Origin of the sequence: Panacagrimonas sp., assembly GCF_965216805.1 — a bacterium.
Lineage (GTDB): Bacteria > Pseudomonadota > Gammaproteobacteria > Nevskiales > Nevskiaceae > Panacagrimonas.
In genome coordinates, this window is sequence record NZ_CBDCGN010000002.1 from 2,748,846 (window position 1) to 2,773,340 (window position 24,495).

The window sequence follows — 24,495 nt, forward strand, 5'->3', positions numbered from 1 at the left end:
GTCTGCCACGATTGTCGTGCCGATGGCACGACAATCGAGCTGGCCGCCCTTTCCACCTGAGCGCCGGCCCGGGGACTGGAAAAGTGTACCCGTATCGGGTATATTTCGGAGATCAAGATGACACGCACTCTCAAGCGCAAGGATTTTGCGCGGTGGCAGACGGGGGAGAAATTGCCCGATGCCGCCTTGTGCAAGGCGGTCCAGGAGATGGAAAGCGGTCTGATCGATGCGGACTTGGGCGGCTCCCTCTATAAGAAGCGGGTAGCGCGCCCAGGCGGCGGTAAAAGCGGCGGCTACCGCACTCTGCTATCGGCACGGCTCGGCAGCCGCTATGTATTCCTGCTTGGGTTCCCGAAAAGCGACAAGGCGAACATCACGCAGGACGAGAAGAAGGCGCTGCAATTTGCCGGCAAGGTGTTTCTGGAGCTATCCCCTGAAAACTTGCTGAAAGCATTGCAGGCCGGCGTATTACTGGAGGTGTGTTGTGACGAGCAAGATCATTGAATCCCTGCGCGGCGATCTGTCCGCACTGCACCGCGCTGGCGCGATCGGCAAGGTGACGATGCGCGAGTTCGACGCGATCTGTCCGCCGCCGGTGCGGGAGTTCAACGCCGATGACATCAAGCGTCTGCGCGAGGCATTGCACTTCAGCCAGCCGGTCTTCGCGCATCACCTGCATACCTCGGCCTCGACCGTGCGCAAGTGGGAACAGGGTGAGACCCGCCCGGCCGGGCCGGCCCTCAAACTGCTCAACATCATCGCCGACAAGGGTTTGGTGGCGATCATCTGATCGGAGGCATCGGCAGTGGCAGCAAGGATTGCCTCTTTCAGTTCGCAGCACCTTGAGGCCGCCTGCCGTGTTCTTGCCGACACCGTGCAAGGCCTGAGCGGCACGCAAATCGAGCGACTGCTGCAGGAGATCAAGGTCGATGACCCATCACCTGGCATGACGAAATGGAAGCGGCTGTTCAACGCGCTGGCAGGCGCACAGAACCAGCATCAGGTCGGCAACCATCTCATCATGTTCATCAACCGCGCGATGGACCCAGTAAATTACGCCCGAGATCCTGGAACTTTCGCCTGGCGGCGCGACGAACTCAATGTCGTGCTGGCGTTCTCGGGCTTCTATGTGCGCGAGGATGGCAAGGTCGGACATGCCGACAAGGCAACAACGCTCGACGCAGCCCGCGCGCGTGCCGGGCGGCTAAAGGCAGCGTTGGAGAGCCGCGCCGTGCATGCAGAAGTCCTGAACTACTGCCGCGAAGAACTGCTGGATGAAAACTATTTCCATGCTGTTTTCGAGGCAACAAAAGGCGTTGCTGAGCGGATTCGCCTGCTGTCGGGCCTGAGCGGCGACGGCGCAGACTTGGTGAACAAGGCATTTGCAGGCCAGCAGCCCGTTCTGGTCTTGGGGCCGCTCATCACCGAATCCGAAAAGAGCGAGCAAAAAGGTTTTGCCAACCTGCTGCTTGGCCTATTCGGGGCCGTGCGCAATCCGCTAGCCCATGCGCCCAAGACGAATTGGCCCATGTCCGAGCAGGATGCACTAGATATCCTGACGCTGATATCGCTGATTCACCGCAAGCTGGATGGCACCACGAAAGTAGCTACCGCATTGCCATAAGGGAGCAGCAAGAATGGATGAGGCGATCGTTGTCTTCTCCCGGAAAGGGATTTTCCAGACCACGATCTCCGCGCGCAACGTCCGTAGCCGGGAGCATGCACGCAAGCTGTGGCCCTTGGTATCTCCGAGCGCGTCACGGCAGATGGTGACATGGGTTAGCCCCTCCTTTGAAAAGGGGAAGCTGCGTCGGCGATCCCATTTCCGGGTACTTCCTGCCCGGCACACTTATAGCCCCAAAGCGCACTTCGACGATGAAGAAGCCAATCGGTGGCGCGCCGTGCAGGAAAGCGCCGAACACCGGTACGCGAAGGAACTTGTCGCGGCTGAACTATCCCGACGCTTGAATGCTGGGCTTGCGATGCCGTGGGCGTTCAAGGATGTGGACGCATCGGACTATCCGCTGGAAGGCAACCTGCTACTTGGTGCCGACAGGGTGGTGATCGAGCACCCGCTGGAGACACCTTTCGGCAGCAAATTCCGACTCGACGTTGCCGTGCTCGGGCCGCCTGTCCAGACCGAGCCGATGGTGCTGGGTGGCGTTGAAATCGAACTTGGGCACGTCTTCGATGGGCGTAAGGCGCTAATCGGAAAATCGCTCGGATTCCCCCTCATCTCCATTGACATCACCGAGATGACGCTGGCAGAACTCACGCCGGAATGGGCACAAAAGGTGCTGACCGCGACCACGCGGAGTCATGAGCAAGGACGCCGGCAGACGTACATCTATCTGCACGATCTCCTGTATCCCCTCTATGCCCAGCTACCGGCATTTCTCGACAACGAACAGCGCCACCAATTCCTTGTGTTTGCGGACGACAATACCCTGAGCAAGCTGGTGCGTTGGATGAACGCACTGGCCGAAAAGCTGGAGTACCCGAAGGGCACAGTCGCCGTTGCCCTGGTCAACGGCAAGAACGAGCAGTCGCGCAAGATGCTGGAGCGTGCGGGACAGGTCGTTGGCCCCGACTGGACCGAATTCAACAACCAGCGATGCCTACGTCTGACCCTTCCGCGGCCCCAAGGTCCCGCAGATCTGCAGGCTCATCGCCTCCACATGACCATGGCGCGCGTACTGCTGTCGCATGCTGATGCGCTCGTTGGCTACAAATATTGCAACGGCGTGGACAACAACAACCCCGAAGAAGACGTATGGGTTGCGCATCGCTGGATCGCTGACCTTAAAACTCATACCCAGCACCGCGTATTGCCGAAGCGACTGGCCGAACCGATCAACAGGTTGATCGCGGTGGTTTCGGACCTGCATCGCAATCACGCCGCAACCAGCCAAGAGGCGTGACCATCCCCATGCCGGAAATCATCCTGCGGGCAAACACTCCAGCGGAGCTAAGGGCCAGGCTAGCCGAGCTGGATATCGACGTCCCTCCGCGTTCAGACGGGCGCCGCAAGCATCATGCAGAGCGCTATTGCATCGCGCATCTGCTTGCGACTCTGCCGGCAGAACAGTTCTTGTTCCCACTGACCCTAACCCATTCCGATAAGCCGGATTTCCTCTTGGCAATGCATGGCGCTAACGTGGGGATCGAGCACACCGAAGCTGTACCGGAGAACATCGCCCACGCGGATTTCCTTCGTGAAAAGGAAGGTTTGGGGCCGGATGTCTACTTCACTCCTCACGTCAAGCCTGGGGAGCCGAAGAAAACGTCCGACGAACTCCGTCGTGAGATCGAGGCCGATGAATCCGGTTCTGGCTGGTGCGGCGATTCACCAGAGCGTGAATGGGCCGCAGCGATGGCGCACTATGTCAAGGAAAAGATGCCGAAGGCGACAGCAGAAGGCTTCGTTCGATATCCAGCCAACTGGCTGATCGTCTATGACAACTGGCCGCTGCCGGCCATTAACTATTCCAAGGCGGCAACGTACCTGACGCCGCTTTTGACGGAAATGGCCGCCTTTTCGGTATTCGATGCGATCTTTGTCCATGACGACTCGCATATGTCCGAGTTTCGTAATGTTCCAGTCACCCAGATGTTGCGGCCACTACAGGCACCGAAGTAGCAGCCGGTCCAGCCTTACGCTTCTTGGCCGTCTCCACGCTGCGTTTGTCGATCTGTGCGCGCCATGTCTCCAACGCTGTAATGTCGGCAAGCAGTTCATCAGGATCGGGGACTGCAACGCCACCCAGAAGCGCCTTGTCGTGCGCGTAGTTTGAGCACTTCGTCATGCCGGCATTGACCTGGGCGTAGTCCTCGTCATCGACCACCACTCCGGCGAGCCGCTGCGTTTCCACTCCCTTACGGAAACGGAGGATGACCTCGCGCAGTAGGACTTCTTCAACCGCGCGTTCCCATGCCATGCGTAACCGGAAATAGGCATCGACAGTTTGCCTGCGATGTTCCTGTTCCTCGCCGTCCTTGTGCAACTTGGCGATGGATTGCTGTTTCGCCTTTAGCGCACCGATCCGCTTGCTCGCATTCTTTCCTTCAAATGGCAGTTCTGGGTCGGCGATTCCGAATCCCTCGGCGCGGCGAATCAAGCTTTGGGTTGAAATCGTCACGCCGGCCAATTTCGCTTCTTCCACCAGGAGGCACAGAAAGTAGATGTCATGGGTGAACACGACGACCTGGCGGTGCGCGGCTTCGGTTGCTAGGCGCTTTGCCACACGCTCTCGCCTGCGATGATCGAGCGAAGACACGGGATCATCGAACACGATGCCACCCTTGCCGCCGCTCAATCCGACTTCGGCCAAAAAGGACCCGATCGCCACGGCGCGCTGTTCACCTTCGCTCAGGATGTCGCCAGGGCTGCGGCTTTGTGGCAGCTCTAATTTCAATTTGTGTAAAGCCTTTCCCTTGTCGGTGCGACTCTGGAGCGAAACGCTCAGCGTGCCGACACCCAACGCCTTGAATTCGCGGTTCAGTGCTTCTGCCAGTTCCTTGGACACGACCTTCTCGGCCATGTCCGATGCCTTTAGTGAGATGGCATTGGTCTTGACGGCCGAGAGGCACTGCGTGAGTTTCGCCTGATGACTGAGCTTGCCAACAGCCGTGACCACGGCATCCCTGACTTGGCTCAGTCGGACCCGCGCATCGAGTTCCGCAAACCGCCTCTGGAGGGCGGCGCGGGCCATTTCGTCCGATGCCTTCTCCAAGGTTTCGGCCTCAGCGTTCAATTTGTCGGCCAGTGCTTGAAGTTGCGCGGCCGGATTTACCAAAGCTTGATCGACACTGCCCCATTGGTGCGAGAGCACCGCCGCCTTGATGGCTTCCTGGCGAGTCGTCAGCAGCGTCTCGAACGCCTTGGCCTCGGCGGCCAGTTGCGGATCTAGGGTTTCAATCTCACCGTGGGTCACATCGTCGAGATTCAACGTCAGACTCTGTGTGATGAAAGGCTTGTATTCTGCGTAGAGTGCGGTGCGACGTGCCTGTGAGGTTTTCTCGGCTTCTTGCTGTATGAATGCCTCGAAACGCAGCAAGCGAGCGGCGCCTTCGGCCAGAGGTTGCTGGCATAGTGGACAAGGCGTATCCGAGCCCAAATCGGGAAACGCCTTATCCGGGTGCGATTCGACGGCGAACTTGCGGGCGGCATCGAACAACTCACGCCAGACTTCGCCGCCGGTGCCCGGCAGCAGGTTCTCGCCTTCCTTGAATTCCTTGGCTGCAAGCGCGGCTGCCGCCTGCGCAGTGCGATAGCTATCCGCCAAACCGTGGAGTTTGGCGACGACGGATCGATCCACCAGAGCACCTTTGCTGGTGGCATTCGTTGCGATGGCTGCGACACGGCGGGCGCGCAAGCGCAATTGAGCCGCCTTCTCCTTCGGGTTGTTCTCCTTCAGGCTCTTGTCCAGCGCTACGTGCTGAACCAATTCTTCCGGCGTCAGGGTGGCCAGTGCGTCGATCTGAGCTTGCGTTGTCTTGGCGGACAGTGACGCGATCAGCTTGCCGACTGCTGTGTCGCCTTGCAGCGGCACGAACGCGGCGAGGTCGGCGGCGGACTGCGCATGTTCTGCATCAATCGCGGTCTTCAACTGTTTACAGACTTTCGCCAGTGCCTCGAAGACATCAAGACCGTAAGGTACGTAGGAAAAATCGTCTTCGCTGTCGAGGTAGGCACGTGCGCATCGTGAGTCGAAGATCGCGAATGATGACAACTCAGGGGGCGCGGCTTTGCCGTGTGTCCACTGCACGTCCTTTGCAACACCGTCCACGGTAATTTCAAAGGCTGCTTCAGGAGCCCCTGCCTTGCCAGCGGGAAGATGGACATTCGGATGAATCGCTTCGGTCTGATCGCGAGCACGACAGGCTCGCTTGAGTACCCGCGAGTATCCCGATTTACCGGAACCGTTATCGCCGTAGATGACGGTCATTCCGGCGGCGCTGAATGCCAAATGTTGGTTCTCTGCAATCGCGTTGACGTGACGCATGTTCTTCATCGCGAGCAATTCGATGTGCGTCGTCACCTTGACCGGTGCCGGTATCTGGTCGGCAGTGAGCGGTTTGGGCGTGCGGCCTTTCGGATCGGGGATGCCGTGTGCCAACTTGAGCAACGCGAATAGATCGTCCTGGTCATCCGCTGTCAGTGTCTGTTTGGCCAGCAGGCGCGCGACTGCGTCGCTTTGCCATGTGGACAGCCCCTGAGTCCAAACCAGTATTTCTTGCAATATCGACATAGTCCCCTCCAGCCCTTGTTGTAGTTTTTACTCCAAGTAGACGCATTGTGCGTCCCGGCGTACCGCCGTCGGGCTCGCGGGCTGCGCCCCGCGCCTCTGCGAGTCGCGGCCATTCGGCTTTGATCCCTGACGCCTACGGCCCTTGAGGGCATGCGCGCTCCGCTTGCCTGTTTGCGTCTGCGTGGGCAGTGGTGGGCGGTCTTGCTGTTTCCCTTCACCGTATCACGGCGTTCTCGCCGTCAAGGGCTGCGCGTGCTTTGCACGCTTGCGGCCGTGGCCGTCGTGACCCTGTGACGGCTTGCGCTGCGCCGTGCCGTGCCGGTTCCGGGCAATTCCGCCCGAGCTACCGGAGCATGGTCATGTCGCAGTTCTCTTTCGTCTTCGATGCCTCTTTACTGGTACGTGATGGCCAAGGCCGTTATCTACCGGCGACTGCCGATCAGATTCTGGAGATCGCGCGCCAAGTGATCGACCAGAAGATCCAGCGCGGCGCGCTGCTTACGTCGCCAGTGCTGGTGAAGGACTACCTGCGCACCAAGCTCGCCGGTTTCGAGCACGAGGTGTTCGCGGCGCTGTTCCTCGATAGCCAGCATCGGCTGATCGAGTACGTCGAGATGTTCCGCGGCACCATCGACGCGGCGGCGGTATACCCGCGCGAAGTGGTCAAGACGGCGCTGCGTCTCAATGCGGCGGCAGTGGTCTTCGCTCACAACCATCCGAGCGGGAATCCTGAGCCGAGCCAGGCCGACAAGCTGCTGACCCAGCGGCTCAAGGATGTGCTGGCGCTCGTGGAGGTACGCACTCTGGATCACATCGTCGTCGGTGGCGAATCCACGGTGTCCTTCGCCGAACGGGGCTGGCTGTGATCGCGGGGGCTTCGGCCCCCTTTTTGCTGCGCCCGGCGCCGACGGTCTCCGGCCCTGCGGGCCTGCGCGCTGCGCTTGCACTCCAGGGGAACGGTTTACACCGATCCCCGCCGCACTTCGCTTGGCGCCCCTGAAAAGCTGCCGAACAGGCTGCGCCTGATCGGCCTTCGCGCCTGCGGCGCTGCGCGCTTCGCTTGCGTGGGATCGGCGCCCTCTGCGGCCGTTGCCTGTCGATCCGACTTTCCTGACTCCATCACCTTTTCGCGACTGTAGCCCGCGGCCGAGTGCCGTCAAGGCGCGCCGTGCCGTGTCCTCGCTGCGCTGCGGGCCGCACCAACCCGGCGCTTGTTTCCTTGACGGCACTCGGCCGCGCGCTCCTGACCGTCGCGGGCGATGAACTCAGGAAAGACGGTGGCAACGAGGCCGGCCCAGGTCTTAAGCGCCGACCCCACCGGAGAAGCTGAAAAGCGGGCTCCGAATCTAGGAATCCGGTGGGGGTTTCGACAGCAACCTCAATGGAGATAGCACCATGCAACTCGCATCCCGTTTCGCTTCACGTTCCCCGATGCTGCGCACCGACCATCCCTTGTCGGATGAGCAGATTCGCCGCGTGGCCCCATCCATTTTTGCCGAGGACAAGCACGCCAGCCGTTCCGAACGGTACAGCTACATTCCCACCGCCGCCGTGCTGACCGAGCTACGCAAGGAAGGTTTTCAGCCCTTCATGGTCTGCCAGACGCGCGTGCGCGATGAAGGCAAGCGCGAGCACACCAAGCACATGATCCGGCTGCGGCACGCCAGCCAGATCAACGGCCGCGAGGCGAACGAAATCATCCTGCTGAACTCGCACGATGGCACCAGCAGCTATCAGATGCTCGCCGGCATGTTCCGCTTCGTGTGCCAAAACGGCCTCGTCTGCGGCGACACCGTGGCGGACGTGCGCGTGCCTCACAAGGGCGACGTGGCGGGCCACGTCATCGAGGGCGCCTATGAAGTGCTGCACGGCTTCGTCGGCGCGCAGGCATCCCGCGATGCCATGCAGGCCGTCACGCTCGACAACGGCGAGGCCGAAGTGTTCGCGCGCGCCGCGCTGGCGCTCAAGTACGACGACCCCGACAAGCCTGCGCCCATCACCGAAACGCAGGTACTGGCCCCGCGCCGGTTCGACGACAACCGGGCCGACCTGTGGAGCACCTTCAACCGCGTGCAAGAAAACCTGACGCAAGGCGGGCTGGTGGCGCGCAGCGCCAACGGTCGCCGTCAGCACACCCGGCCCGTGCAGGGCATCGACCAGTCCGTGCGCTTGAACCGTGCCCTGTGGCTGCTCGCCGATGGCCTGCGCCGCTTGAAAGCCTGAACACCACGGAGGGGCGCGATGCCCCTCCGTTTCTCCCGTTTCGTTTTCTCTTTCGATAGGAGCTTCACCATGAACCCCATTGCCAACACCACCCGCACCGCCCGCACCGCCGCCACGCTGGAAGCGGCAGACCCGACCAAGAATCTGATTCTGATTCCGCTGTCGCAGCTTCGTCCTTCCAAGCGCAACGTGCGCAAGACTCACCGCAGCGTTTCCATCCCGGAACTGGCCGCGAGCATCCAGCGCGTCGGCCTGCTGCAAAACCTGATCGTCAGCCAGTCCGAGGATGGCGAGCACTACGACGTCGAAGCCGGCGGACGTCGCCTTGCCGCGTTGAAGCTGCTGGCGAAGAAGAAGCGCATTGCCAGCACCCACGAAGTGCCGTGCCTGCTGGTGGCAGATAGCAGCGCCCGCACTGTCAGCCTCACCGAGAATGTGCAGCGTGAAGCCATGCACCCCGCCGACCAGTTCGAGGCATTCGCTGCGCTGGTCGCGGAAGGTCGCCCGGTGGAAGACATTGCCGCCGACTTCGGCGTTTCCCCGCTGGTCGTGCAGCGCCGTCTGAAACTCGCCAACGTCTCGCCGCGCCTGATGGCGGAATACCGCGCCGATGTCGTGACGCTCGATCAGTTGATGGCGCTGGCGATCACCGATGACCACGCCGCGCAGGAAGCCGCGTTCTACGAGGCCCCGGAATGGCAGCGCAGTCCGTCTGCCTTGCGCAATCGCCTGACCGAACGCGAGATCGACGCGCAGCATTCGCTGGTGCGCTTCGTCGGGCTGGACGCCTACACGGCGGCAGGCGGCGGCACCCGCCGCGATTTGTTCGCCGAGGACGACAGCGGCGTCTATCTGAACGATGCGGCGCTGCTGGAACGGCTGGTGCGCGAGAAGCTGGACGCGCTGGCCGAGGATGTGCGCGCCGAGGGTTGGGCGTGGATAGAGGCCGTGCCACACCTGAGCCATGCCGATCGCCAAGCATTCCAGAACGCCCCACGCCAGCGGCGCGAACCGAACGCCCGCGAAGCCCGGCGCATCGCCTCGCTGCAAGACCGCCTCGACAAGACCAATACCGCGCTGGAAGACGCCTACGAGGCCGAGGACGAAGACAAGGCGGAGGCCTTGCACGAGCAGCGCGAGCGGCTGACGCATGAACTGGAAGCCTTGCAGGCTGATTTGCAGCATTACGCCCCGGACGTGCGCGCCGTGGCCGGTGCCATCGTCACCATCGACCGCGACGGTGAGGCCGCGATTCATCGCGGGCTGCTGCGCGAGGCCGAGGCCAAGGCGCTGCGCACACTGGAAAAGCTGCGCCACGGCTTCACCGGAACGGAAGGTGTGAGCGACGACGAAGGCGAGGACGCCGAGCCGCCCAAGGCCGCGAACCTATCCGACCGGCTGGCACAGCGCCTGAGCGCGCATCGCACGGCGGCGCTGCAAATCGAAGTGGCGCGGCATCCGCAAGTCGCACTGGCCGCGCTGGTACATGGCATGGTGCAGACCGTCTTGCAAGAAAGCCACTACGGCCGCGACCTGCCGCTCGGCGTGCGCCTGACCGTGCAGGATCGTCTGGAAGGCATGGCCCAGGACTGGCCGGAATCGCCGGCTGCCGTCGCGTTGCGCGAACTGCAACAGACGTGGCGCGGGCAGTTGTCGCAGGATAGCGCCGAACTGTTCGCTGCGTTGCTGGCAATGGAGCAAGGCGAACTGGTGCAACTGCTGGCCATATGCGTCGCCGCCAGCGTGGACGTGGTGACGCCGCGTACCGCGCAGGTCGCGCCCGGCGCGGAACTGGCGCAGGCCGTGGGACTGGACATGCGGGCATGGTGGACGCCGACCGCCGAAGGCTATTTCAAGCACGTCTCCAAGGCCGTGATCTTGGAAGCCGTGCAGCAGTTCGCGCCGTCGCACGTCACCCGGCTGGCGAAGCTCAAGAAGGCCGACATTGCCAGCGAAGCCGAGCGGCTGGCGCAAGGCAGCGGTTGGATGCCCGCCGTGTTCGCGGCCGAAAGCGGGACGGTGCAGGAAGGTGCCGATGACGTGCCGCAAGACGAGGCCACCGCCGAAGCGGAGGAAGTGGCCCAGGCGCTGGCGGCATGACGTAGCCGCGTGAGCATGGCCCCGGCACAGATCGCGCCGGGGCTTTTTGCTGTGCTGTTGAAAACGGGCGCGGCAGGTCTGCCGCGCCCGTTTTCAACAGCACAGCAAAACGGCAATCGGCGCCCACCAGCGGGCCAGGTTTCCACAGCGCCCCGCCACGGTGGGCGGGACGCGGGGCTACGCCCGACGTTGCTGCGCTGAGTTGTGCGAAAGCCTGCCGTCCTCGACGCTGGCAGCGGGCTTTTCAGGTCATCACGCCGGCCCGTTCATCGACATGCCGCGCGGCCTTGCCATGACGATTCCAGACCACGCCTCAAGCCGTCCACCGCCGAGTGCCGGGAGCATTCCCGCATGTCGCTGCGGAACCAACCTTGCCGGCATCAGGGTGCATGCCGGTGATGCCTTCCTGCGGGGAGCCGAGCCGGCCATCGCTCCGTTCGGGACGGTTTGGCCCTCTGCGTCCTTGCTTCGTTGTGAATCCTGGCGGGGGCGCGGCTGCGCCTCGGGCTTCATGGCTGCAACCGTCCGCCCCAAACAATTTCCCCGCTGCTGCGCAGCTTCCTCGCGGAACAAATTCTTCGTGCCTCCCGGTCCTCCACTGCGTTGCGGTCGCAAGCGATGTAGCCAGCCCGTCCCCCGCCGACCGGATCACAACAAGGACGCGATGGGCGCGACCTTGGTTAACCCGAAAGGAGCAACATCATGGCCAACATCGGCACCTTCACCGCACAGAACGACGGCTTCACCGGCACGGTTCGTACCCTGACGCTCAACGTCAAGGTCAAGCTCGTCCCCAACGACAAAGGCAGCGAGAATGCCCCCAACTTCCGCATCCAGGCGGCGGGCGGCTACGACATCGGCGCGGCCTGGAAGAAAGTCAGCCAAGCCGAGCGGCCCTACCTGTCGGTGACGCTGGACGACCCGTCGTTCCCCGCGACGATCTACGCCCGCCTGATCGAAGGCGAGGACGGCGCGCACAACCTGATCTGGTCGCGCAGCAAGGGCGATTGACCATCGCTCCCACAGCGCCCCGCCCACGCGGTGGGGCGCTGTTCTTTCGTTCGGCGCCGCGGGGTCGATTCAAGACGTCCCGATGGCTACGAATGGCTTGACCAGCCCCGGATGTGTCCGATACGTTGGAGCGGCTAGACGACAAGCATGCCGCCCACAGTGGCGAAGCCTTACGGGCAGTCGAGCTTTGCAAGTTTCTGGTTGTGTCCGATACCCGTCTGCTGGTGTCTGAGGAAGTGGGCTATTCGTTCCCATATTGCGGGAACTGCACCGGCATCATGTCGGAGATTGGAACATGCCATCCCCGCAGTATTTGAAGAAGCAGTCGAAGAATCTCGTCAAGATTTTTCCCTCCCTGGAGCAGCGGCGCGCGCCGCTTCAACTCTCCGAGGCCCAGGAAATTGTTGCCCGCCTCAACGGCTATCCGAGCTGGCACGCGGCGACATCCGCGGCGCGGGCCGAGTCGTCGACGCCCGATGCGGAAATCCGCTCCAGCGACGAGATGAAGCAGATCAACGACGCGCTCGCGGAGAAGATCGCTAGCGGTGAATGCAGCCTCGGCACGGCCCTATGGTCGCTGAGCATCAGTGCCCAGCAGTTCGACCAGTCCGTCGAAGTGCTCTATGGCGAGCCCAGGAAAATCGGAGGGCGCGAGTTCGTCGATACGATGCGTCAGCTCGCAGTCGTCGCCTATCGCTATCGGCTTTATGGAATGGTGGCCAGGCTTCAAACGGCGCTTCCGTTGGCCGATCCCGACCTCGCGGAAACCGCCATCCTGCTTTTCAATCATGCCAATACGCTGACCTTTCCCCTGGACGCGCCTGTACGAGATGTCTTCGTGGGGCGGCTGTGGGGGCCGATGGAGCGCTCCGGGATTCAGCGTGTCTCCGATCTTGTCGAGATCATCCGGACCCGCGGCGAGCATTGGCGCGATGCTTTCAGCGCTCGCAATCTGCCGGATCAGACTGACGCCAAGTGGATGTTCGGAACGCTAAAACGCCGTTGCGATATCACCTTTCCCGATGAGGCGCAGTTGGTGAAGCGGCGCAAGCGTTCCATTCCGGCGCCGAAGGCCACGCCGATGACGGCCTGAGCCGCAAACGGATTTCCGTTCGATTTGATCGCGCGAAATTCGTTCAGCCTAGTGAGTCGAGATAGGCATCGCCATCGTCGATGCCGAACTCGACCCACATCGGCAGGTGATCGCTCATGCGATAGGTACGCCAGTCCTTGAAGCTGCGGCCGGGCTTGGTCTCGCGTTCCTTCGCATACTCGGCTTCGTCATCGAGGCGGTAGGCGTGCTCGTAAAAGTCGAACACGCCGGCCTTGCCGGTTGGTTTCAGACGCGTCAGACGCTTGAGATAGGCGATCTGGTCGTAGTGCTTGTTCTTGCCGACGTTGGAGCCGGGCACGTTCTGCAATTCCGCCGGGACCACGAAACCGGCGCCAGTGATCGCCTGCATCGTCACGTCCTTGCGATTGAAGATGTTGAAGTCGCCGAGCAGGATCAGATTGTCCGGCACCGGCGGTTTGCCGGGCTCGTATTGAGGTGCGCTCGACAGCTTGCCGGCGTTCTTCGCCACGATCTTGCTGAAGGCGGTGATCTCCTCCAGGCGCCGCGGGTCCACGGCAACGCTCTTGCCGTAGTAGATATGTACCGTCGCCAGCGTGAGGTAGGCCCAGCCGGCGCGAAAGCCCGCGATGTACGGCGAGCGCGCCATCTGCACCGGCTCGGTCTTGGCGCCGCTTTCCTTGGGCAGAACCAGTTCGGCCGCCAAGCCGGTGAAGTTCACCTTGCGGCGATCGAACAGATACGCCATCCGCTCGGAGTTGCCGGACGTGCCAAGCGTGACGTCGGTGACGATGAAGTCCCACCAACTGCCGAGCATTCGCTGCAGGCGCTGCAGCGGATACAGCCCGTCGCGGACTTCCTGGATGGCGATCAGGTCGAAGCGGCTGAGGATCTCGGCGATGTAGTAGTAGCACTCGTCGGAGCGGTAGCCGTACTTGCCGGAATCGAACTCGCGGATGTTCCAGGTCGCCAGTAGCAGCGTGTCGGTGGCGGTTCTCGCTGGCAGCGAGGCGGATAGTGCCGGCCGCAGTCGCCGGAGTCCGTCGATCGTCCGCTGGCGCTGCTTGGCGTCCTTGATCTGCTTGAGCCCGGCGTAGTACGGCATGACACACCCCCGCTTTCCCGTCCCGACTCGGATGCTAGGCCGATTGACGCGTCAGGGCGATGACGCAGTTCGCAGAATCTCGTTCATCAGCTGCCGATCGACTGTTTCTGCCAGCGCTCCGGCAATCTGGCCTCAGTGTCCTGCATCAGCTCGGCCAAGCTGTACCCTAGCGCTCGCGCGATCTTGATGATGAGCACCAGCGTCGGCATGTGCTCGCCGCGCTCGATCTTGCCCATGTGCGAGCGTTCGATCCCGGCCAGGTTGGCCAGCGTTTCCTGGGCCACGCCGCGTTCCGTGCGCAGCGCACGCACCGCCGCTCCGAAAGCCCGTGCCGGTTCGGCCTCGAAGGTGGTGGCGCCGGCCGGGCGGCCGCGCTGGATTGGACGCTTCTGCATGCATAGAAGCGTCGATTCACGGCACAATTAAAACCACGTTAAAGATAACTCTTTCATCATTTCTGCCCTACCATGCAGGCAGCTTCCGATGGCCTGTTTCGGCGGTTTTGGGTGAATACGCAAAGGCGGATCGGCGCCTTTGTTCCTTCGTGGAATCTGTGGCTTCCGCAGGTACGCTTTCGTTAGCTTCCGTAAATGCGTAGTGCCGTCTCCCAGACTTTGCGTACAGCCGGCAAGCCGGCTTTGCGGATTGGCGCGCAAGCGCATTCGCGCATCGTCGGCTTTGCACGAATCGGTGCTATTACCTCGGTTCCCCGGCCGGGCGAACCTCTCAGGAGGCAGCGACCATGAAGACCCTCATCACCGGCGAACAACGCGCGCAACTGCTCGCCAATGGCCGCGCTCGCGCCGAAGCGCAGGCCATCGATCCGCAGCCGGTCGTTCGGCTGTTCACCCCGGATGCGCACGCCACCTGGCTGCTCGCCGCACTCGATCCCGAAGACGGCGACACGGCCTACGGCCTGTGCGATGTCGGCATCGGCATGCCGGAGCTAGGCACCGTGCGGCTGTCCGAGCTGGCGTCGATCGCCGGGCCGCGAAATCAGCCCATCGAGCGCGACCTGTATTTCGTCGCGCAGCGCACGCTGTCGGAATACGCGCGGCTCGCACGCATCAACGGATCGATCATTGACTGATCGATCGACTGCGGCAGGCCAGCGCAGCGCCGCCAAGCGCGGCGCATTGTGTCTATTTCGGTCCGGGTTCGGACCATCGGCGCATCAATCCGCACTCATGTGCCGGCAAAGCGCGGCAAGACGAAAACAGTCCGAATGCCCGGCACGGCCTGCGGCAACGTAGACGATGCTGCGCGACATCCATCCGCCCGCGCAGCCTTCGCATCGGACGATCCGTGCAATAGCCTGGAGCTGATTGGTCTTTGACATCGGCAGTCCATCCGACCCCGCGATGACCAGCCTGTAATGCCGTAGCTCCCGACGCCCGTGGCGATGAGTCCTGCCGTGCCGACAGGAGGTCGCGTCATGGAAAGCTCGGATTACTGGCATCCCGGTGCTGCCTACCTCTACGTCCTGCATCTCGACGGCCCCGCGCTGGCCTGGGAATACCTGCGCCGCCATCCCGACTACCGGCGCGACTGGCTGCACCGCCGGCGCCGTCCCGAGGCGGCGCAGCGCTGGGGCTTGCGCCTGCTGGAAGACTCGGCCCTGGACGCGCGCGACGCGCATCCGGCCTGGTTTCCCGACCACGACGGCGTGATCCAGCTCTATCCCGACGCCGACCCACCGCAGGATGCGGTGGCCTTCGACTTATGGAGCCTGCCGGGCGCCAAGTCCCTCCTGCACGACGGCCGGCGACTGATGCTGCTTACGCGCTGGCCAGGCTACAGCGTGCGCCTGATGCTCGCGCCCGGCCTGACGCACGGCATGGCCTACACCTATGCCGTGCGGGCATCCGCGCAGCCGTACTCGCGCTGCCGCGCATCGGCCGAGGAACTGGACAAGCTGGCGGGCGCGGCCGCTCCGGTGGCGGCCCGGCCACGTCCGGCGACCACTGCGCTGCTGGAGCTGCACACCCTGCAGGCACTCGACGGCACGCTGTCGGGAGCATCCTTGCGGACGATCGCCGACGTGCTGTTCGGTGCCAATGCCGTCGCCGCGGACTGGCACGCCGACGGCGCGCTGCGCGCTCGCGTGCGCCGTCTCGTGCGGCGCGGCCAAACGCTGATGCGCGGCGGCTACCGCCGCCTTGCTCAGCTTCCTGCACTTGAACAGGGACGTTCCGTCACTCGCGCAAAACGTCCCTGAGCAGGACGCCATCCTCTCCTGAGACTGCCTCCATCCGGCCGCGCTGTCGTGGCCGGCGATCCTGACCGATGGAGGTTCACCGCATGAGACCCGCACCGCTGCGACCGCAATCCGCACCCGCCACCTCGCAGCAGCCCGCTGCGCCTTCGCGCTATCTGACCAACGATGAAGCCGCCGCCCATCTGCGCCTGTCGCCACGCACGCTGGAGAAGCAGCGCGTCATCGGCGGCGGGCCGCGCTTCCGCAAGTTCGGCCGCCGAGTCATGTACGCCGTGGCCGACCTCGATGCCTGGGCCGACGCGCGCAGCTTCGAGGCCACGTCCGACCCCGAATACGCCGAGCGCCACGCCGGCGACAGCCGCTATGGCCGCTGACGATCGGCACGCGGGTGGTCTTCGGCGTGTCCGGCCTGGAACAGAAGCAGCGCGAACAGCTCGACCTGTTCCGCGCACTGCCGGGCGACATGGCGCCGCGCGATGCGCAGGACTTGATGGCCTATCCGTTCTTCTCGCTGGCGAAGTCTCGGCGCACGGCGCCGATCGATTTCCGCTCGGGCGGCGTCACCGTGCGCGTGGAGGGCACGCAGGAGCACGGCATCGCCACCATCTGGGATGCCGACATCCTCATCTGGGCCGCCAGCCAGATCGTCGAAGCACGCGACGCGGGCATCCGCCCGTCGCGCTGGATGCACGCCACGCCCTACGAGATCCTGCGCTTCATCGGCCGCGGCACGTCGCTGCGCGACTACCAGCGCCTCAAGGCCGCGCTGGATCGCCTGCAATCCACCACGGTTGCCACGTCCATCCGCGAGACGACCGGGCGGCGCCTGCATCGCTTCTCGTGGATCAACGAGTGGAAGGAGCGCGCGGACGCCAAGGGCGTGCCGCTCGGCCTCGAGCTGATCCTGCCGGACTGGTTCTATGCCGGCGTGCTGGACGAGGCGCTGGTGCTCACCATCGACCCCGCCTACTTCAAGCTCACCGGCGGCATCGAGCGCTGGTTGTACCGCCTCGTGCGCAAGCACGGCGGCCGCCAGCGCGATGGCTGGCAATTCGACTTTCCCTACCTGCACCGCAAGTCCGGCAGTCTCGCCAAGCCCTACGACTTCGCCTGCGATCTGCGCGCGCTGGTCGCGCGGCAGTCGCTGCCGGGCTATACGCTCGCCATCGAGCGCTTACCCGGACAGCCGGAAATCCTGATCTTCCGCTCCGTGCCGCCGACGGCACGTTGATAACGGCGGGACAAGCTGTGAATGGCCTCGTGCTATCGGGCGCGCCGAGGCTCGTGCTATCAGGCGTGTCCCTATCGTGCTATCAGGCGTGCGAAACGGTCGCCAACCCAATCACCACGCGGATTTCGGCGTCCCCTAAGGATTCTCTGATTTACCTGGTGACTGGCGCCCCAAGCCGATAAGAAATCCGAATTATGGGTGCTTGGATCGCCTCGGATGCCTCGTTTCTTGGCCTTTCGGCCTCAATCGCTGTGCAGCAGGCGGATTACGCCTGCTGCAGCTTCATCAATTGAGCGCGCGCCAGGTACAGGTTGGCCAGCGCGCAGGTCACCTGCAGCCGGTGCAGGTTCTTCGCCAGACCGCGGTAGCGGACCTTGGTAAAACCGAAGCGCAGCTTGATCACCGCAAAGACGTGCTCGACCTTGGCGCGCACCTTGGACTTGGTCCGGTTCTTCGCCCGCTCTGATTCGTCGATGACGCCCTTGAGACGGTAGCGCCGGTTGGTGAAATCCAGCGCCTGCGGGGCCTTCTCACGAATGACGCTGCCCTGACCGCGATACGCCTGATCACCCCACACCCGCGTCTCCTGGCCGTGCAGCAGTTCCGGCAATACCCGGCAGTCGGCCACGTTCGCCGCCGTGGCTTGTACCGAATGAATCAGCCGGGTCCGGCTGTCGACACCCACGTGCGCCTTCATGCCGAAGTACCACTGGTTGCCTTTCTTGGTCTGGTGCATCTCGGGATCGCGCTGCTGTTGCTGATTCTTGGTCGAACTCGGCGCGCCAATGATCGTGGCATCCACGATCGTCCCTTTGCTGATCTTGAAGCCCTGCTCCTGAAGGTAGCGCTGGACCTGGTCAAACAGCGGCTTGCCCAGGGTGTTGCGCTCCAGCAGGTGGCGGAACTTGCAGATCGTGGTTTCGTCCGGCGGCGCCTCCAGGCCCAGGTCAATCCCCGCAAAACGGCGCATCGACGCCGAGTCGTACAAGGCCTCCTCGGCCGCCGGGTCCGACAGATCGAACCACTGCTGCAGAAAGTAGATCCGCAGCATCCGCTCCAGTGCTATCGGTGGCCGTCCGCCGCTGCCGGTATCCTTGAAGTAATACGGCTCGATCACCTCGCACAGCGAGGACCACGGCATCACCGAGTCCATCTGCTCCAGGAAGCGCGCCCGCTTGGTCGTGCGCGCGTACTTCTCAAATCCACTGCCCAGGCTCTGTTGCTTCATCAAAGTCATCCGTCTGTCCGTTCCAGATTGAAACGCAAACAGCGTGCAACTTCGAGAGGTAAATCAGAGAATCCCTAACGTATCTAACTTCAAGTCTCTAACTTGTAGTAGCGCCGCGCAGCTGCAGTGGACAAGCTCCGGAGCAAGGCCATGATCGTCGCCTTGCTCAACCAGAAAGGCGGCGTCGGCAAGACCACGCTCGCCACGCACATTGCCGGCGAACTCGCACTGCGCGGTCAGCAGGTCATCCTGCTGGATGCAGACCCGCAAGGCTCGTCGCTCGACTGGACACAGCGACGCAGCCAGCAAGGACTGCCAAGGCTGTTCAGCGCCGTGGGTCTCGCCCGCGAAACACTGCACCAGGAAGCGCCGGAACTCGCACGGCGCGCCGATCACGTCGTCATCGACGGACCGCCGCGCATCGCCGCACTCGCGCGCTCCGCGCTGCTGGCAGCAGACCGCGTGCTGATCCCGGTGCAGCCGAGTCCCTACGATTTGTGGGCCAGCGCCGAGATGGTGGCGCTGGTGCGCGAGGCGCAGATATTCCGGCCTCAGCTCGCCGCGGCCTTCGTCATCAACCGCCGCGTCAGCACCACTGTCATCGGACGCGAAGCGCGCGGCGCGCTCGCCGAACAGCCGCTGCCGCCACTGCACGCGGAAATCCGTCAACGCATCGTCTTCGCCGACAGCGTGGCTGCCGGTCGGCTCGCGCGCGAAACCGCGCCTGACAGTGCCGCCGCACGCGAGATCACCGCGCTAACCGACGAACTGCTGCGGTGGCTGCCATGAGCAACGCGCGCGGCAAGCGCATCGCCATCGGCGCACGTCCGCCGACGAATCCGCACGCAGAAGCCTGGATTCGCCAAGGCGATAGCGCCGACCTCACCAAGGGCGATCTGTACACGGCGCGCCTCACGCTCGACGTGACGCCCGCCATGCGCGCACGCATCAAGGTCTCGGCCTTCACGCAGGGCGTGACCGTGGCCGAGCTGCTGCGCGCGCTGCTGGAACGCGAGTTCCCGGAGCGCACACCATGAGCAATACCGCGCAGGCGGCCACGGCTGCGCCGTCGCCTTCATCGCAGCCGCTCGCTGGCCTCACCGGTAGCGCGCTGCTGACGCACGTATCGCTCGCCTACGTCGAGCAGCGCATCAACCTCTATCTGCGCTTCGGTCATCCGGCACGCACCGTCCAGCTCGATCGCTGGCGGCGCTGTGCAGTGTTCCTGCCAACAGCGATCTTTTGCCGCATCCGCTGGGAAGCCAACGACTACGGCACGACGCGCTGGCAGCTCATGGTGATGCAAGCCTGCACGCCGCTGGATGCGGCGCAGCGCATTCCCGGCGTGTGTCCCGGCGCGCGCATCCTGCTGCACACCGAAGGCGAACGGCAGGTGCGTGCCGTGCTGGAGAAGATCGACGTCATCGAGGTGCTGGGCTTCGATCCGGCCGACGTGTCGCCCGCATACTGGCGCACGCTGGGCAACCGTCTGGCCGCGCGCCTGCCGTTGCCGGACTACAGCGCCGAACGTCATGCCGCTTGGCTGGCTGGAAGGACGCTGCAATGACAGCGCATACTCGCGTTCGCTTCGTGCTGTTCGCACTCGTCGCCTGTGGCCTCGCTGCGCTGGCCTGGGCGTCCTTCGTGCAACCCTCCGCGCGCATCGTCTACAACCCGTCCGACAGCGTGCCGGTCGGCTGGTATCGCATCGAACCAGCACACGCGCTGCCCGATGCCTTGCACGTCGGCAGCATCGTGCTCACCACATTGCCGACAGACGCGGCCACGCTCGCTGCGCAGCGCGGCTATCTGCCGTCGCACGTTCCGCTACTCAAGCGTGTCGGGGCTGTTGCCCCTCAACACGTCTGCATCACCGATGACATCGTGCGCATCGACGGCGTGCCGGTGGCCGCCGTGCTGCGTGCCGATCGATCTGGTCGGCCGCTGACATCGTGGTCGCAGTGCCGTCCGCTTGTCGCCGACGAATTGTTTCTGCTCAGTGCGACCCATCCGGCGTCGTTCGACAGCCGCTACTTCGGGCCGATTAACGCCGCCGCGGTGATCGGCGTAGCGCAACCGATTCGTCTGGAAACGCAGCCATGACGAAGCGCATCGTCGTGTCGCTCGACATGCAGCATTCGCGTTCATGCCGGTACGGCGCTTGTGCATTCGCACTGCGCAGTCCACGGCGTTCCCTCGTGCAGACTGCTTGCCCCGAGCGCGCCATGCTGCTGGCATGGCTGACGCTCGCCGGCGGCCGGGCTGCGCGTTGCGCAGCGCCGCCAGGGCATCGCATCCCCGTGCCTTCAGGCCGGGGACAGATGCAGGGCAAGATAAAAGGTCGCGGCACTTCGTTGCGCGAAAGGTCTGTCTGCACGTGGGGTTGGCGCGGCACGCGCCGGAGAGCGGCGCCGTGCCGCGCGTGGCCGCAGTGCCGCGTCCACGTTGAAGAAGTCGCGTGCTTCTCGCGCGGGGGCTTGCTGATCTTCGCCGGAGTCATCCCGTGAGCCGCCGCGGCGGCGACGACGCTGACCGCTTCCGCATCCGTCCCGGTGCGCCGAAGGACCGCACACAGCCCTTTATCAACCGCGTGCTCAAGCAGGCCAGCAAGGCCGGCAGCGGTGCGCGCAAGAGCGGCGGGCGTCCCGGTTCGCGCTTGGGACGTGGACACGTCGCCGCACGCTTCGCCGGGCAGTCGCTGGCATCCAACGCTCGGCGCGTGACGATCAAGACGCGGCTGGTGAATCTCGCCAAAGCGGGACCGCGTTCAACCACCACGCACCTGCGTTACATCGAGCGCGAAGGCGTCGGCCGCAGCGGTGAGCCGGGGCAGGCATACGGTCCAACGGCGGATGACGCCGACCTGGCCGCCTTCGAGGAGCGCGGCAGGGAAGACCGCCACCAGTTCCGCTTCATCGTCTCGCCGGAAGATGCCGCCGAGCTGGAAGACCTGCGGCGCTATACCCGCGACCTGATGACCCGCATGGAAGCCGACCTGGGCACGAAGCTCGATTGGGTCGCTGTCGATCACTGGAACACCAACAACTCGCACACCCATGTCGTGCTGCGCGGCAAGGACGACGGCGGACGCGATCTCATCATCTCGCGCGACTACATCGCCGAAGGCATGCGCTACCGCGCCAGCGAGCTGGCTACGGAATGGCTCGGTCCACGCACCGAGTTGGAGATCCAGCGCAGCCAGCAGCGCGAAGTCGATCAGGAGCGGTGGACGGGCCTGGATCGCACGTTGCAGCGCGAGGCGGTGGACGGCGTGGTTCGGCTGGATCGCCTACAACACCAGCGCCTGCTATTGGTCGGCCGCCTGCAACGGCTGCAACGCATGGGAATGGCGAGCGAGTCCCAGCCCGGCGTGTGGGTCGTCCGGGCCGAGGCCGAATCCACCTTGCGCGCGATGGGCGAGCGCGGCGACATCATCCGCACGATGCAGCGGGCGATGAGCGGAACGCAGCGCGAGCTGGCCGTCTTCAAGCCGGGCGAGAAGGCCCGCCCGGTCATCGGCCGCGTTGCCGCCAAGGGCCTGGACGACGAACTACACGACAAGGGTTATCTGGTACTCGACGGCATCGACGGCAAGGCGCACTACGTCGCCTTGCCGGCCAGGACCGAGCTGGAGCAGTACCCGATCGGCGCCATCGTAGAAGCCCGAGGGTCCAATGAAATTCGCGCCGCCGATCGCAACATCGCCGCGCTGGCAGCGGACGGCCTCTACCGCACCGATCATCACCTGTCTGTCGCCAATGCACAGGCCGCACTCGGCCGTGATCCCGACGAAGTGGTCGCGGCCCATGTCCGCCGGCTGGAGGCGCTGCGCCGCGCCGGCATCGCGGAGCGTCTGGCCGAAGGCGTCTGGCGCGTGCCCTCCGATTTGCCTGAGCGGGGCCGGCAATACGACGCGCAACGCTCCGGCGGCGTGACGGTGGAGCTGCGCTCGCACTTGCCCATCGAGCGGCAGGCCCGCGCGATCGGCGCTACTTGGCTGGACCAGCAGTTGATCGGCGGCGGACAGGGGCTGGGCGAGTTGGGCTTCGGCGGCGACGTGCGACAGGCACTCCAGCAGCGCGCCGACTTCCTCGCCGAGCAGGGCCTGGCCGAACGGCGGGGCCAGCGCGTGATCCTTGCCCGCAACCTGTTGACGACGCTGCGCGGACGGGAGACCGCGACGGCGGCACGAAACATCGCCGCTGAAACCGCTCTGACGCACCGTCCCGTGGGCGACGGCCAGCGCGTCAGCGGCATCTATCGCCGCAGCGTGATCCTCGCCAGCGGACGCTTCGCCATGCTCGACGACGGTAAGAGCTTCAGCCTGGTGCCCTGGCAGCCGGTGATTGAACAGCGGTTGGGGCAGAGCATGACGGCGGCCTTGCGGGGCGGCGGCGTCACCTGGACCTTCGGGCGGCAGCGGGGCATGGGCGTTGAATGATGCTGCGACACAGGACGGGGTCCAAGCAGAGCTACGTACTAGGACTGATTCGTCCGATTTGAACCGCCAGTGATGCCGTCGCTTGGAAGAACCAGAAGTCGGAGTAAGAGCAATTTGCTTGATATTGAAATGTAATGTTATAACAGTTCATCATCGATTCTAGATCCTGGCTAGTCCCGCGCTCGCCGCCTCTCGGTTGCCGCGCTGATCGCTGTCGGCGGCTTCGGCGCGCCGGTGAAGTTGCTCAAGACCCTCTCATCCACGTCCGGATTGCGTGCCGAGCGTGCTGATCCTCCAACACAGACGACCATGTCCTATACCGACCCCGCAGAGTTAAATCGGAAACTTCCCGTCACCGTCCTGTCCGGCTACCTCGGTGCCGGCAAGACCACGCTGCTCAACCATGTCCTGTCGAACCGGGAGGGGCTGCGCGTAGCCGTAATCGTCAACGACATGAGCGAGGTCAATATCGATGCCGCGCTGGTCGATGGACAGGCGCGCCTCTCGCGCACGGAAGAAAAGCTGGTCGAGTTCTCCAGCGGCTGCATCTGCTGCACGCTGCGCGACGACCTGCTCAAGGAAGTGACGGTGCTGGCCGGCGAAGGACGATTCGATCATCTGCTGATCGAATCGACCGGCATCTCCGAACCGATGCCCGTTGCCGCCACCTTTGCGGTGCGTGACGAGGCGGGCTTCTCGCTATCGGACATCACGCGACTCGATTCGATGGTAACGGTCGTGGACGCCGTGAACCTGCTGCGGGATTTCTGCAGCACGGATTTCCTGCATGACCGTCAGCAATCCTTGGGCGAAGACGACGAGCGCAACGTCGTCGATCTGCTGGTCGACCAGATCGAGTTCGCCGACACCATCGTCATCAACAAGATTTCGGACGTGGACGACGAGCAGCGCCGCGATGTGCTGGCCGTGGTCAAGGGCCTCAACCCCGGCGCACATCTCGTGCTGGCCAATCACGGGCGTGTGGCGATGAGCGAGGTGCTCGGCACCGCGCGCTTCGATCCGGAGCGGGCCGAGCGCAATCCGCGCTGGGCCCGGGAACTGGCCGGCGAGCACACGCCGGAGACGGAGGAATACGGGATCAGCAGCTTCGTCTATCGCGAGCGCCGGCCCTTCCACCCGCAGCGCCTGCATGCGCTGTTCAACTCCAGCTGGGAAAACGTCATCCGCTCCAAGGGCTGGTTCTGGATCGCCAGCCGGCCTGATTTCGTCGCCAACCTGTCGCAGGCCGGCGGAACCCTGCAACACGGAGCGACCGGCCTGTGGTGGGCCAGCCCGCTGGCGGACAAGGCGCCTCGGGCGACGATGGAGCGGCTGCGCCGGGTCTGGGACCCCACCTATGGCGATCGCCGCCAGGAACTGGTGTTCATCGGCATCGGTATGGACGAGGTCGCAATGCGCCAGCGGCTCGACGCCTGCCTGCTCGACGAGCATGAACTGGCTCTCGGGCACGAGCGCTGGGGCGAGCTGCCCGATCCCTTCCCAGAATGGCGGATGGCAAGCACTGACGAAACTTCCCAGTCGGTAGGCTGATCATGCTGCGCGCAGGGAAACTCGGCAAGGCCGATGGTGCCGCCGCGGCGCTCCGCGATCCGGA

General features: G+C 64.0%; 24 protein-coding genes. 20 read left to right on the top strand and 4 right to left on the bottom strand.

Annotated features, from left to right (window positions below):
• Nucleotides 1-117 precede the first annotated feature (117 nt).
• Genes ACOOHP_RS13005 through ACOOHP_RS13025 form a run of 5 tightly spaced genes read left to right on the top strand, consistent with a single transcriptional unit; the run spans nucleotide 118 to nucleotide 3,640 of the window.
• Complete coding sequence (locus tag ACOOHP_RS13005; RefSeq protein WP_420466846.1) at nucleotides 118-504, top strand: type II toxin-antitoxin system RelE/ParE family toxin; 387 nt, start codon at nucleotides 118-120, stop codon at nucleotides 502-504.
• Nucleotides 485-790, top strand: a complete 306-nt coding sequence (locus tag ACOOHP_RS13010; RefSeq protein WP_420466847.1) for a helix-turn-helix domain-containing protein — start codon at nucleotides 485-487, stop codon at nucleotides 788-790. The genes ACOOHP_RS13005 and ACOOHP_RS13010 overlap by 20 nt, the downstream gene beginning before the upstream one ends.
• A gap of 15 nt (nucleotides 791-805) precedes the next feature.
• Nucleotides 806-1,624 carry a TIGR02391 family protein gene (locus ACOOHP_RS13015; protein WP_420466848.1) on the top strand — a complete coding sequence of 273 codons (819 nt, stop codon included), beginning with the start codon at nucleotides 806-808 and terminating at the stop codon, nucleotides 1,622-1,624.
• A 13-nt stretch (nucleotides 1,625-1,637) separates the two neighbouring features.
• Nucleotides 1,638-2,921 carry a hypothetical protein gene (locus ACOOHP_RS13020; protein WP_420466849.1) on the top strand — a complete coding sequence of 428 codons (1,284 nt, stop codon included), beginning with the start codon at nucleotides 1,638-1,640 and terminating at the stop codon, nucleotides 2,919-2,921.
• A complete protein-coding gene (locus ACOOHP_RS13025; protein ID WP_420466850.1) occupies nucleotides 2,918-3,640 on the top strand; it encodes a hypothetical protein in 723 nt (240 codons plus the stop codon). The genes ACOOHP_RS13020 and ACOOHP_RS13025 overlap by 4 nt, the downstream gene beginning before the upstream one ends.
• On the opposite strand, the gene ACOOHP_RS13030 is transcribed toward ACOOHP_RS13025, so the two are convergent.
• Entirely contained in the window at nucleotides 3,603-6,251 is a 2,649-nt protein-coding gene (locus ACOOHP_RS13030) for an AAA family ATPase (protein ID WP_420466851.1), read from the bottom strand. The genes ACOOHP_RS13025 and ACOOHP_RS13030 overlap by 38 nt on opposite strands.
• Nucleotides 6,252-6,610: 359 nt before the next feature.
• Here ACOOHP_RS13030 and radC point away from each other — a divergent pair, with 359 nt between their 5' ends.
• The 5 genes from radC (at nucleotide 6,611) to ACOOHP_RS13055 (ending at nucleotide 12,678) form a co-directional block, all read left to right on the top strand.
• On the top strand, nucleotides 6,611-7,117 hold the full coding sequence (radC, locus tag ACOOHP_RS13035) for a RadC family protein (RefSeq protein WP_420466852.1): 507 nt from the start codon (nucleotides 6,611-6,613) through the stop codon (nucleotides 7,115-7,117).
• A gap of 529 nt (nucleotides 7,118-7,646) precedes the next feature.
• Nucleotides 7,647-8,474, top strand: coding sequence for a DUF932 domain-containing protein (locus ACOOHP_RS13040; RefSeq protein WP_420466853.1), 828 nt, complete (start codon nucleotides 7,647-7,649; stop codon nucleotides 8,472-8,474).
• A 69-nt stretch (nucleotides 8,475-8,543) separates the two neighbouring features.
• Nucleotides 8,544-10,574 (top strand): ParB/RepB/Spo0J family partition protein, encoded by a 2,031-nt coding sequence (locus ACOOHP_RS13045; protein ID WP_420466854.1) that lies wholly within the window; start codon nucleotides 8,544-8,546, stop codon nucleotides 10,572-10,574.
• Between the two features lie 702 nt (nucleotides 10,575-11,276).
• Entirely contained in the window at nucleotides 11,277-11,585 is a 309-nt protein-coding gene (locus tag ACOOHP_RS13050; RefSeq protein WP_420466855.1) for a DUF736 domain-containing protein, read from the top strand.
• A gap of 295 nt (nucleotides 11,586-11,880) precedes the next feature.
• Nucleotides 11,881-12,678 carry a hypothetical protein gene (locus ACOOHP_RS13055; protein ID WP_420466856.1) on the top strand — a complete coding sequence of 266 codons (798 nt, stop codon included), beginning with the start codon at nucleotides 11,881-11,883 and terminating at the stop codon, nucleotides 12,676-12,678.
• A 43-nt stretch (nucleotides 12,679-12,721) separates the two neighbouring features.
• Here the strand turns inward: ACOOHP_RS13055 and ACOOHP_RS13060 are convergent, their stop codons facing one another.
• Together ACOOHP_RS13060 and ACOOHP_RS13065 are read right to left on the bottom strand one after the other, a co-directional pair.
• Entirely contained in the window at nucleotides 12,722-13,762 is a 1,041-nt protein-coding gene (locus ACOOHP_RS13060; protein WP_420466857.1) for an endonuclease/exonuclease/phosphatase family protein, read from the bottom strand.
• An 86-nt stretch (nucleotides 13,763-13,848) separates the two neighbouring features.
• Entirely contained in the window at nucleotides 13,849-14,157 is a 309-nt protein-coding gene (locus tag ACOOHP_RS13065; protein ID WP_420466858.1) for a helix-turn-helix domain-containing protein, read from the bottom strand.
• Between the two features lie 347 nt (nucleotides 14,158-14,504).
• Here ACOOHP_RS13065 and ACOOHP_RS13070 point away from each other — a divergent pair, with 347 nt between their 5' ends.
• From ACOOHP_RS13070 to ACOOHP_RS13085, 4 genes are all read left to right on the top strand, one after another.
• Nucleotides 14,505-14,852, top strand: a complete 348-nt coding sequence (locus ACOOHP_RS13070; protein ID WP_420466859.1) for a DUF2958 domain-containing protein — start codon at nucleotides 14,505-14,507, stop codon at nucleotides 14,850-14,852.
• A 345-nt stretch (nucleotides 14,853-15,197) separates the two neighbouring features.
• Nucleotides 15,198-15,980: a DUF7011 domain-containing protein gene (locus ACOOHP_RS13075; RefSeq protein WP_420466860.1), complete on the top strand. Its 783-nt coding sequence runs from the start codon at nucleotides 15,198-15,200 to the stop codon at nucleotides 15,978-15,980.
• Between the two features lie 83 nt (nucleotides 15,981-16,063).
• On the top strand, nucleotides 16,064-16,354 hold the full coding sequence (locus tag ACOOHP_RS13080; protein WP_420466861.1) for a helix-turn-helix transcriptional regulator: 291 nt from the start codon (nucleotides 16,064-16,066) through the stop codon (nucleotides 16,352-16,354).
• Nucleotides 16,355-16,380: 26 nt separating this feature from the next.
• Nucleotides 16,381-17,211 carry a replication initiator protein A gene (locus ACOOHP_RS13085; RefSeq protein ID WP_420466862.1) on the top strand — a complete coding sequence of 277 codons (831 nt, stop codon included), beginning with the start codon at nucleotides 16,381-16,383 and terminating at the stop codon, nucleotides 17,209-17,211.
• 265 nt (nucleotides 17,212-17,476) lie between these two features.
• Here ACOOHP_RS13085 and ACOOHP_RS13090 read toward each other — a convergent pair whose 3' ends face one another.
• Nucleotides 17,477-18,439, bottom strand: a complete 963-nt coding sequence (locus tag ACOOHP_RS13090) for an IS5 family transposase (protein WP_420464632.1) — start codon at nucleotides 18,437-18,439, stop codon at nucleotides 17,477-17,479.
• A 150-nt stretch (nucleotides 18,440-18,589) separates the two neighbouring features.
• Here ACOOHP_RS13090 and parA point away from each other — a divergent pair, with 150 nt between their 5' ends.
• The 6 genes from parA (at nucleotide 18,590) to ACOOHP_RS13120 (ending at nucleotide 24,431) form a co-directional block, all read left to right on the top strand.
• Nucleotides 18,590-19,228, top strand: coding sequence for a ParA family partition ATPase (gene parA, locus ACOOHP_RS13095; RefSeq protein WP_420466863.1), 639 nt, complete (start codon nucleotides 18,590-18,592; stop codon nucleotides 19,226-19,228).
• On the top strand, nucleotides 19,225-19,476 hold the full coding sequence (locus ACOOHP_RS13100) for a chromosome partitioning protein ParB (protein WP_420466864.1): 252 nt from the start codon (nucleotides 19,225-19,227) through the stop codon (nucleotides 19,474-19,476). Before parA ends, ACOOHP_RS13100 begins: the two co-directional genes overlap by 4 nt.
• A complete protein-coding gene (locus ACOOHP_RS13105) occupies nucleotides 19,473-20,006 on the top strand; it encodes a DUF2840 domain-containing protein (protein WP_420466865.1) in 534 nt (177 codons plus the stop codon). The genes ACOOHP_RS13100 and ACOOHP_RS13105 overlap by 4 nt, the downstream gene beginning before the upstream one ends.
• Nucleotides 20,003-20,542 carry a S26 family signal peptidase gene (locus ACOOHP_RS13110; RefSeq protein WP_420466866.1) on the top strand — a complete coding sequence of 180 codons (540 nt, stop codon included), beginning with the start codon at nucleotides 20,003-20,005 and terminating at the stop codon, nucleotides 20,540-20,542. The genes ACOOHP_RS13105 and ACOOHP_RS13110 overlap by 4 nt, the downstream gene beginning before the upstream one ends.
• A 400-nt stretch (nucleotides 20,543-20,942) precedes the next feature.
• Nucleotides 20,943-22,880 (top strand): DUF3363 domain-containing protein, encoded by a 1,938-nt coding sequence (locus ACOOHP_RS13115; protein WP_420466867.1) that lies wholly within the window; start codon nucleotides 20,943-20,945, stop codon nucleotides 22,878-22,880.
• Nucleotides 22,881-23,189: 309 nt separating this feature from the next.
• Nucleotides 23,190-24,431, top strand: a complete 1,242-nt coding sequence (locus ACOOHP_RS13120; RefSeq protein ID WP_420466868.1) for a CobW family GTP-binding protein — start codon at nucleotides 23,190-23,192, stop codon at nucleotides 24,429-24,431.
• Nucleotides 24,432-24,495 lie beyond the last annotated feature (64 nt).

Excerpts from the sequence above, each read along its gene's own strand:
- ACOOHP_RS13110 (WP_420466866.1), top strand. The coding sequence starts at position 20,003 with ATGACAGCGCATACTCGCGTTCGCTTCGTGCTGTTCGCACTCGTCGCC.
- ACOOHP_RS13045 (WP_420466854.1), top strand. The coding sequence starts at position 8,544 with ATGAACCCCATTGCCAACACCACCCGCACCGCCCGCACCGCCGCCACG.
- ACOOHP_RS13080 (WP_420466861.1), top strand. The coding sequence starts at position 16,064 with ATGAGACCCGCACCGCTGCGACCGCAATCCGCACCCGCCACCTCGCAG.
- ACOOHP_RS13120 (WP_420466868.1), top strand. The coding sequence starts at position 23,190 with ATGTCCTATACCGACCCCGCAGAGTTAAATCGGAAACTTCCCGTCACC.
- ACOOHP_RS13030 (WP_420466851.1), bottom strand. The coding sequence starts at position 6,251 with ATGTCGATATTGCAAGAAATACTGGTTTGGACTCAGGGGCTGTCCACA.
- parA (WP_420466863.1), top strand. The coding sequence starts at position 18,590 with ATGATCGTCGCCTTGCTCAACCAGAAAGGCGGCGTCGGCAAGACCACG.
- ACOOHP_RS13090 (WP_420464632.1), bottom strand. The coding sequence starts at position 18,439 with ATGAAGCAACAGAGCCTGGGCAGTGGATTTGAGAAGTACGCGCGCACG.
- ACOOHP_RS13055 (WP_420466856.1), top strand. The coding sequence starts at position 11,881 with ATGCCATCCCCGCAGTATTTGAAGAAGCAGTCGAAGAATCTCGTCAAG.
- ACOOHP_RS13100 (WP_420466864.1), top strand. The coding sequence starts at position 19,225 with ATGAGCAACGCGCGCGGCAAGCGCATCGCCATCGGCGCACGTCCGCCG.
- radC (WP_420466852.1), top strand. The coding sequence starts at position 6,611 with ATGTCGCAGTTCTCTTTCGTCTTCGATGCCTCTTTACTGGTACGTGAT.
- ACOOHP_RS13020 (WP_420466849.1), top strand. The coding sequence starts at position 1,638 with ATGGATGAGGCGATCGTTGTCTTCTCCCGGAAAGGGATTTTCCAGACC.
- ACOOHP_RS13075 (WP_420466860.1), top strand. The coding sequence starts at position 15,198 with ATGGAAAGCTCGGATTACTGGCATCCCGGTGCTGCCTACCTCTACGTC.
- ACOOHP_RS13070 (WP_420466859.1), top strand. The coding sequence starts at position 14,505 with ATGAAGACCCTCATCACCGGCGAACAACGCGCGCAACTGCTCGCCAAT.
- ACOOHP_RS13065 (WP_420466858.1), bottom strand. The coding sequence starts at position 14,157 with ATGCAGAAGCGTCCAATCCAGCGCGGCCGCCCGGCCGGCGCCACCACC.
- ACOOHP_RS13060 (WP_420466857.1), bottom strand. The coding sequence starts at position 13,762 with ATGCCGTACTACGCCGGGCTCAAGCAGATCAAGGACGCCAAGCAGCGC.
- ACOOHP_RS13050 (WP_420466855.1), top strand. The coding sequence starts at position 11,277 with ATGGCCAACATCGGCACCTTCACCGCACAGAACGACGGCTTCACCGGC.
- ACOOHP_RS13005 (WP_420466846.1), top strand. The coding sequence starts at position 118 with ATGACACGCACTCTCAAGCGCAAGGATTTTGCGCGGTGGCAGACGGGG.
- ACOOHP_RS13105 (WP_420466865.1), top strand. The coding sequence starts at position 19,473 with ATGAGCAATACCGCGCAGGCGGCCACGGCTGCGCCGTCGCCTTCATCG.
- ACOOHP_RS13040 (WP_420466853.1), top strand. The coding sequence starts at position 7,647 with ATGCAACTCGCATCCCGTTTCGCTTCACGTTCCCCGATGCTGCGCACC.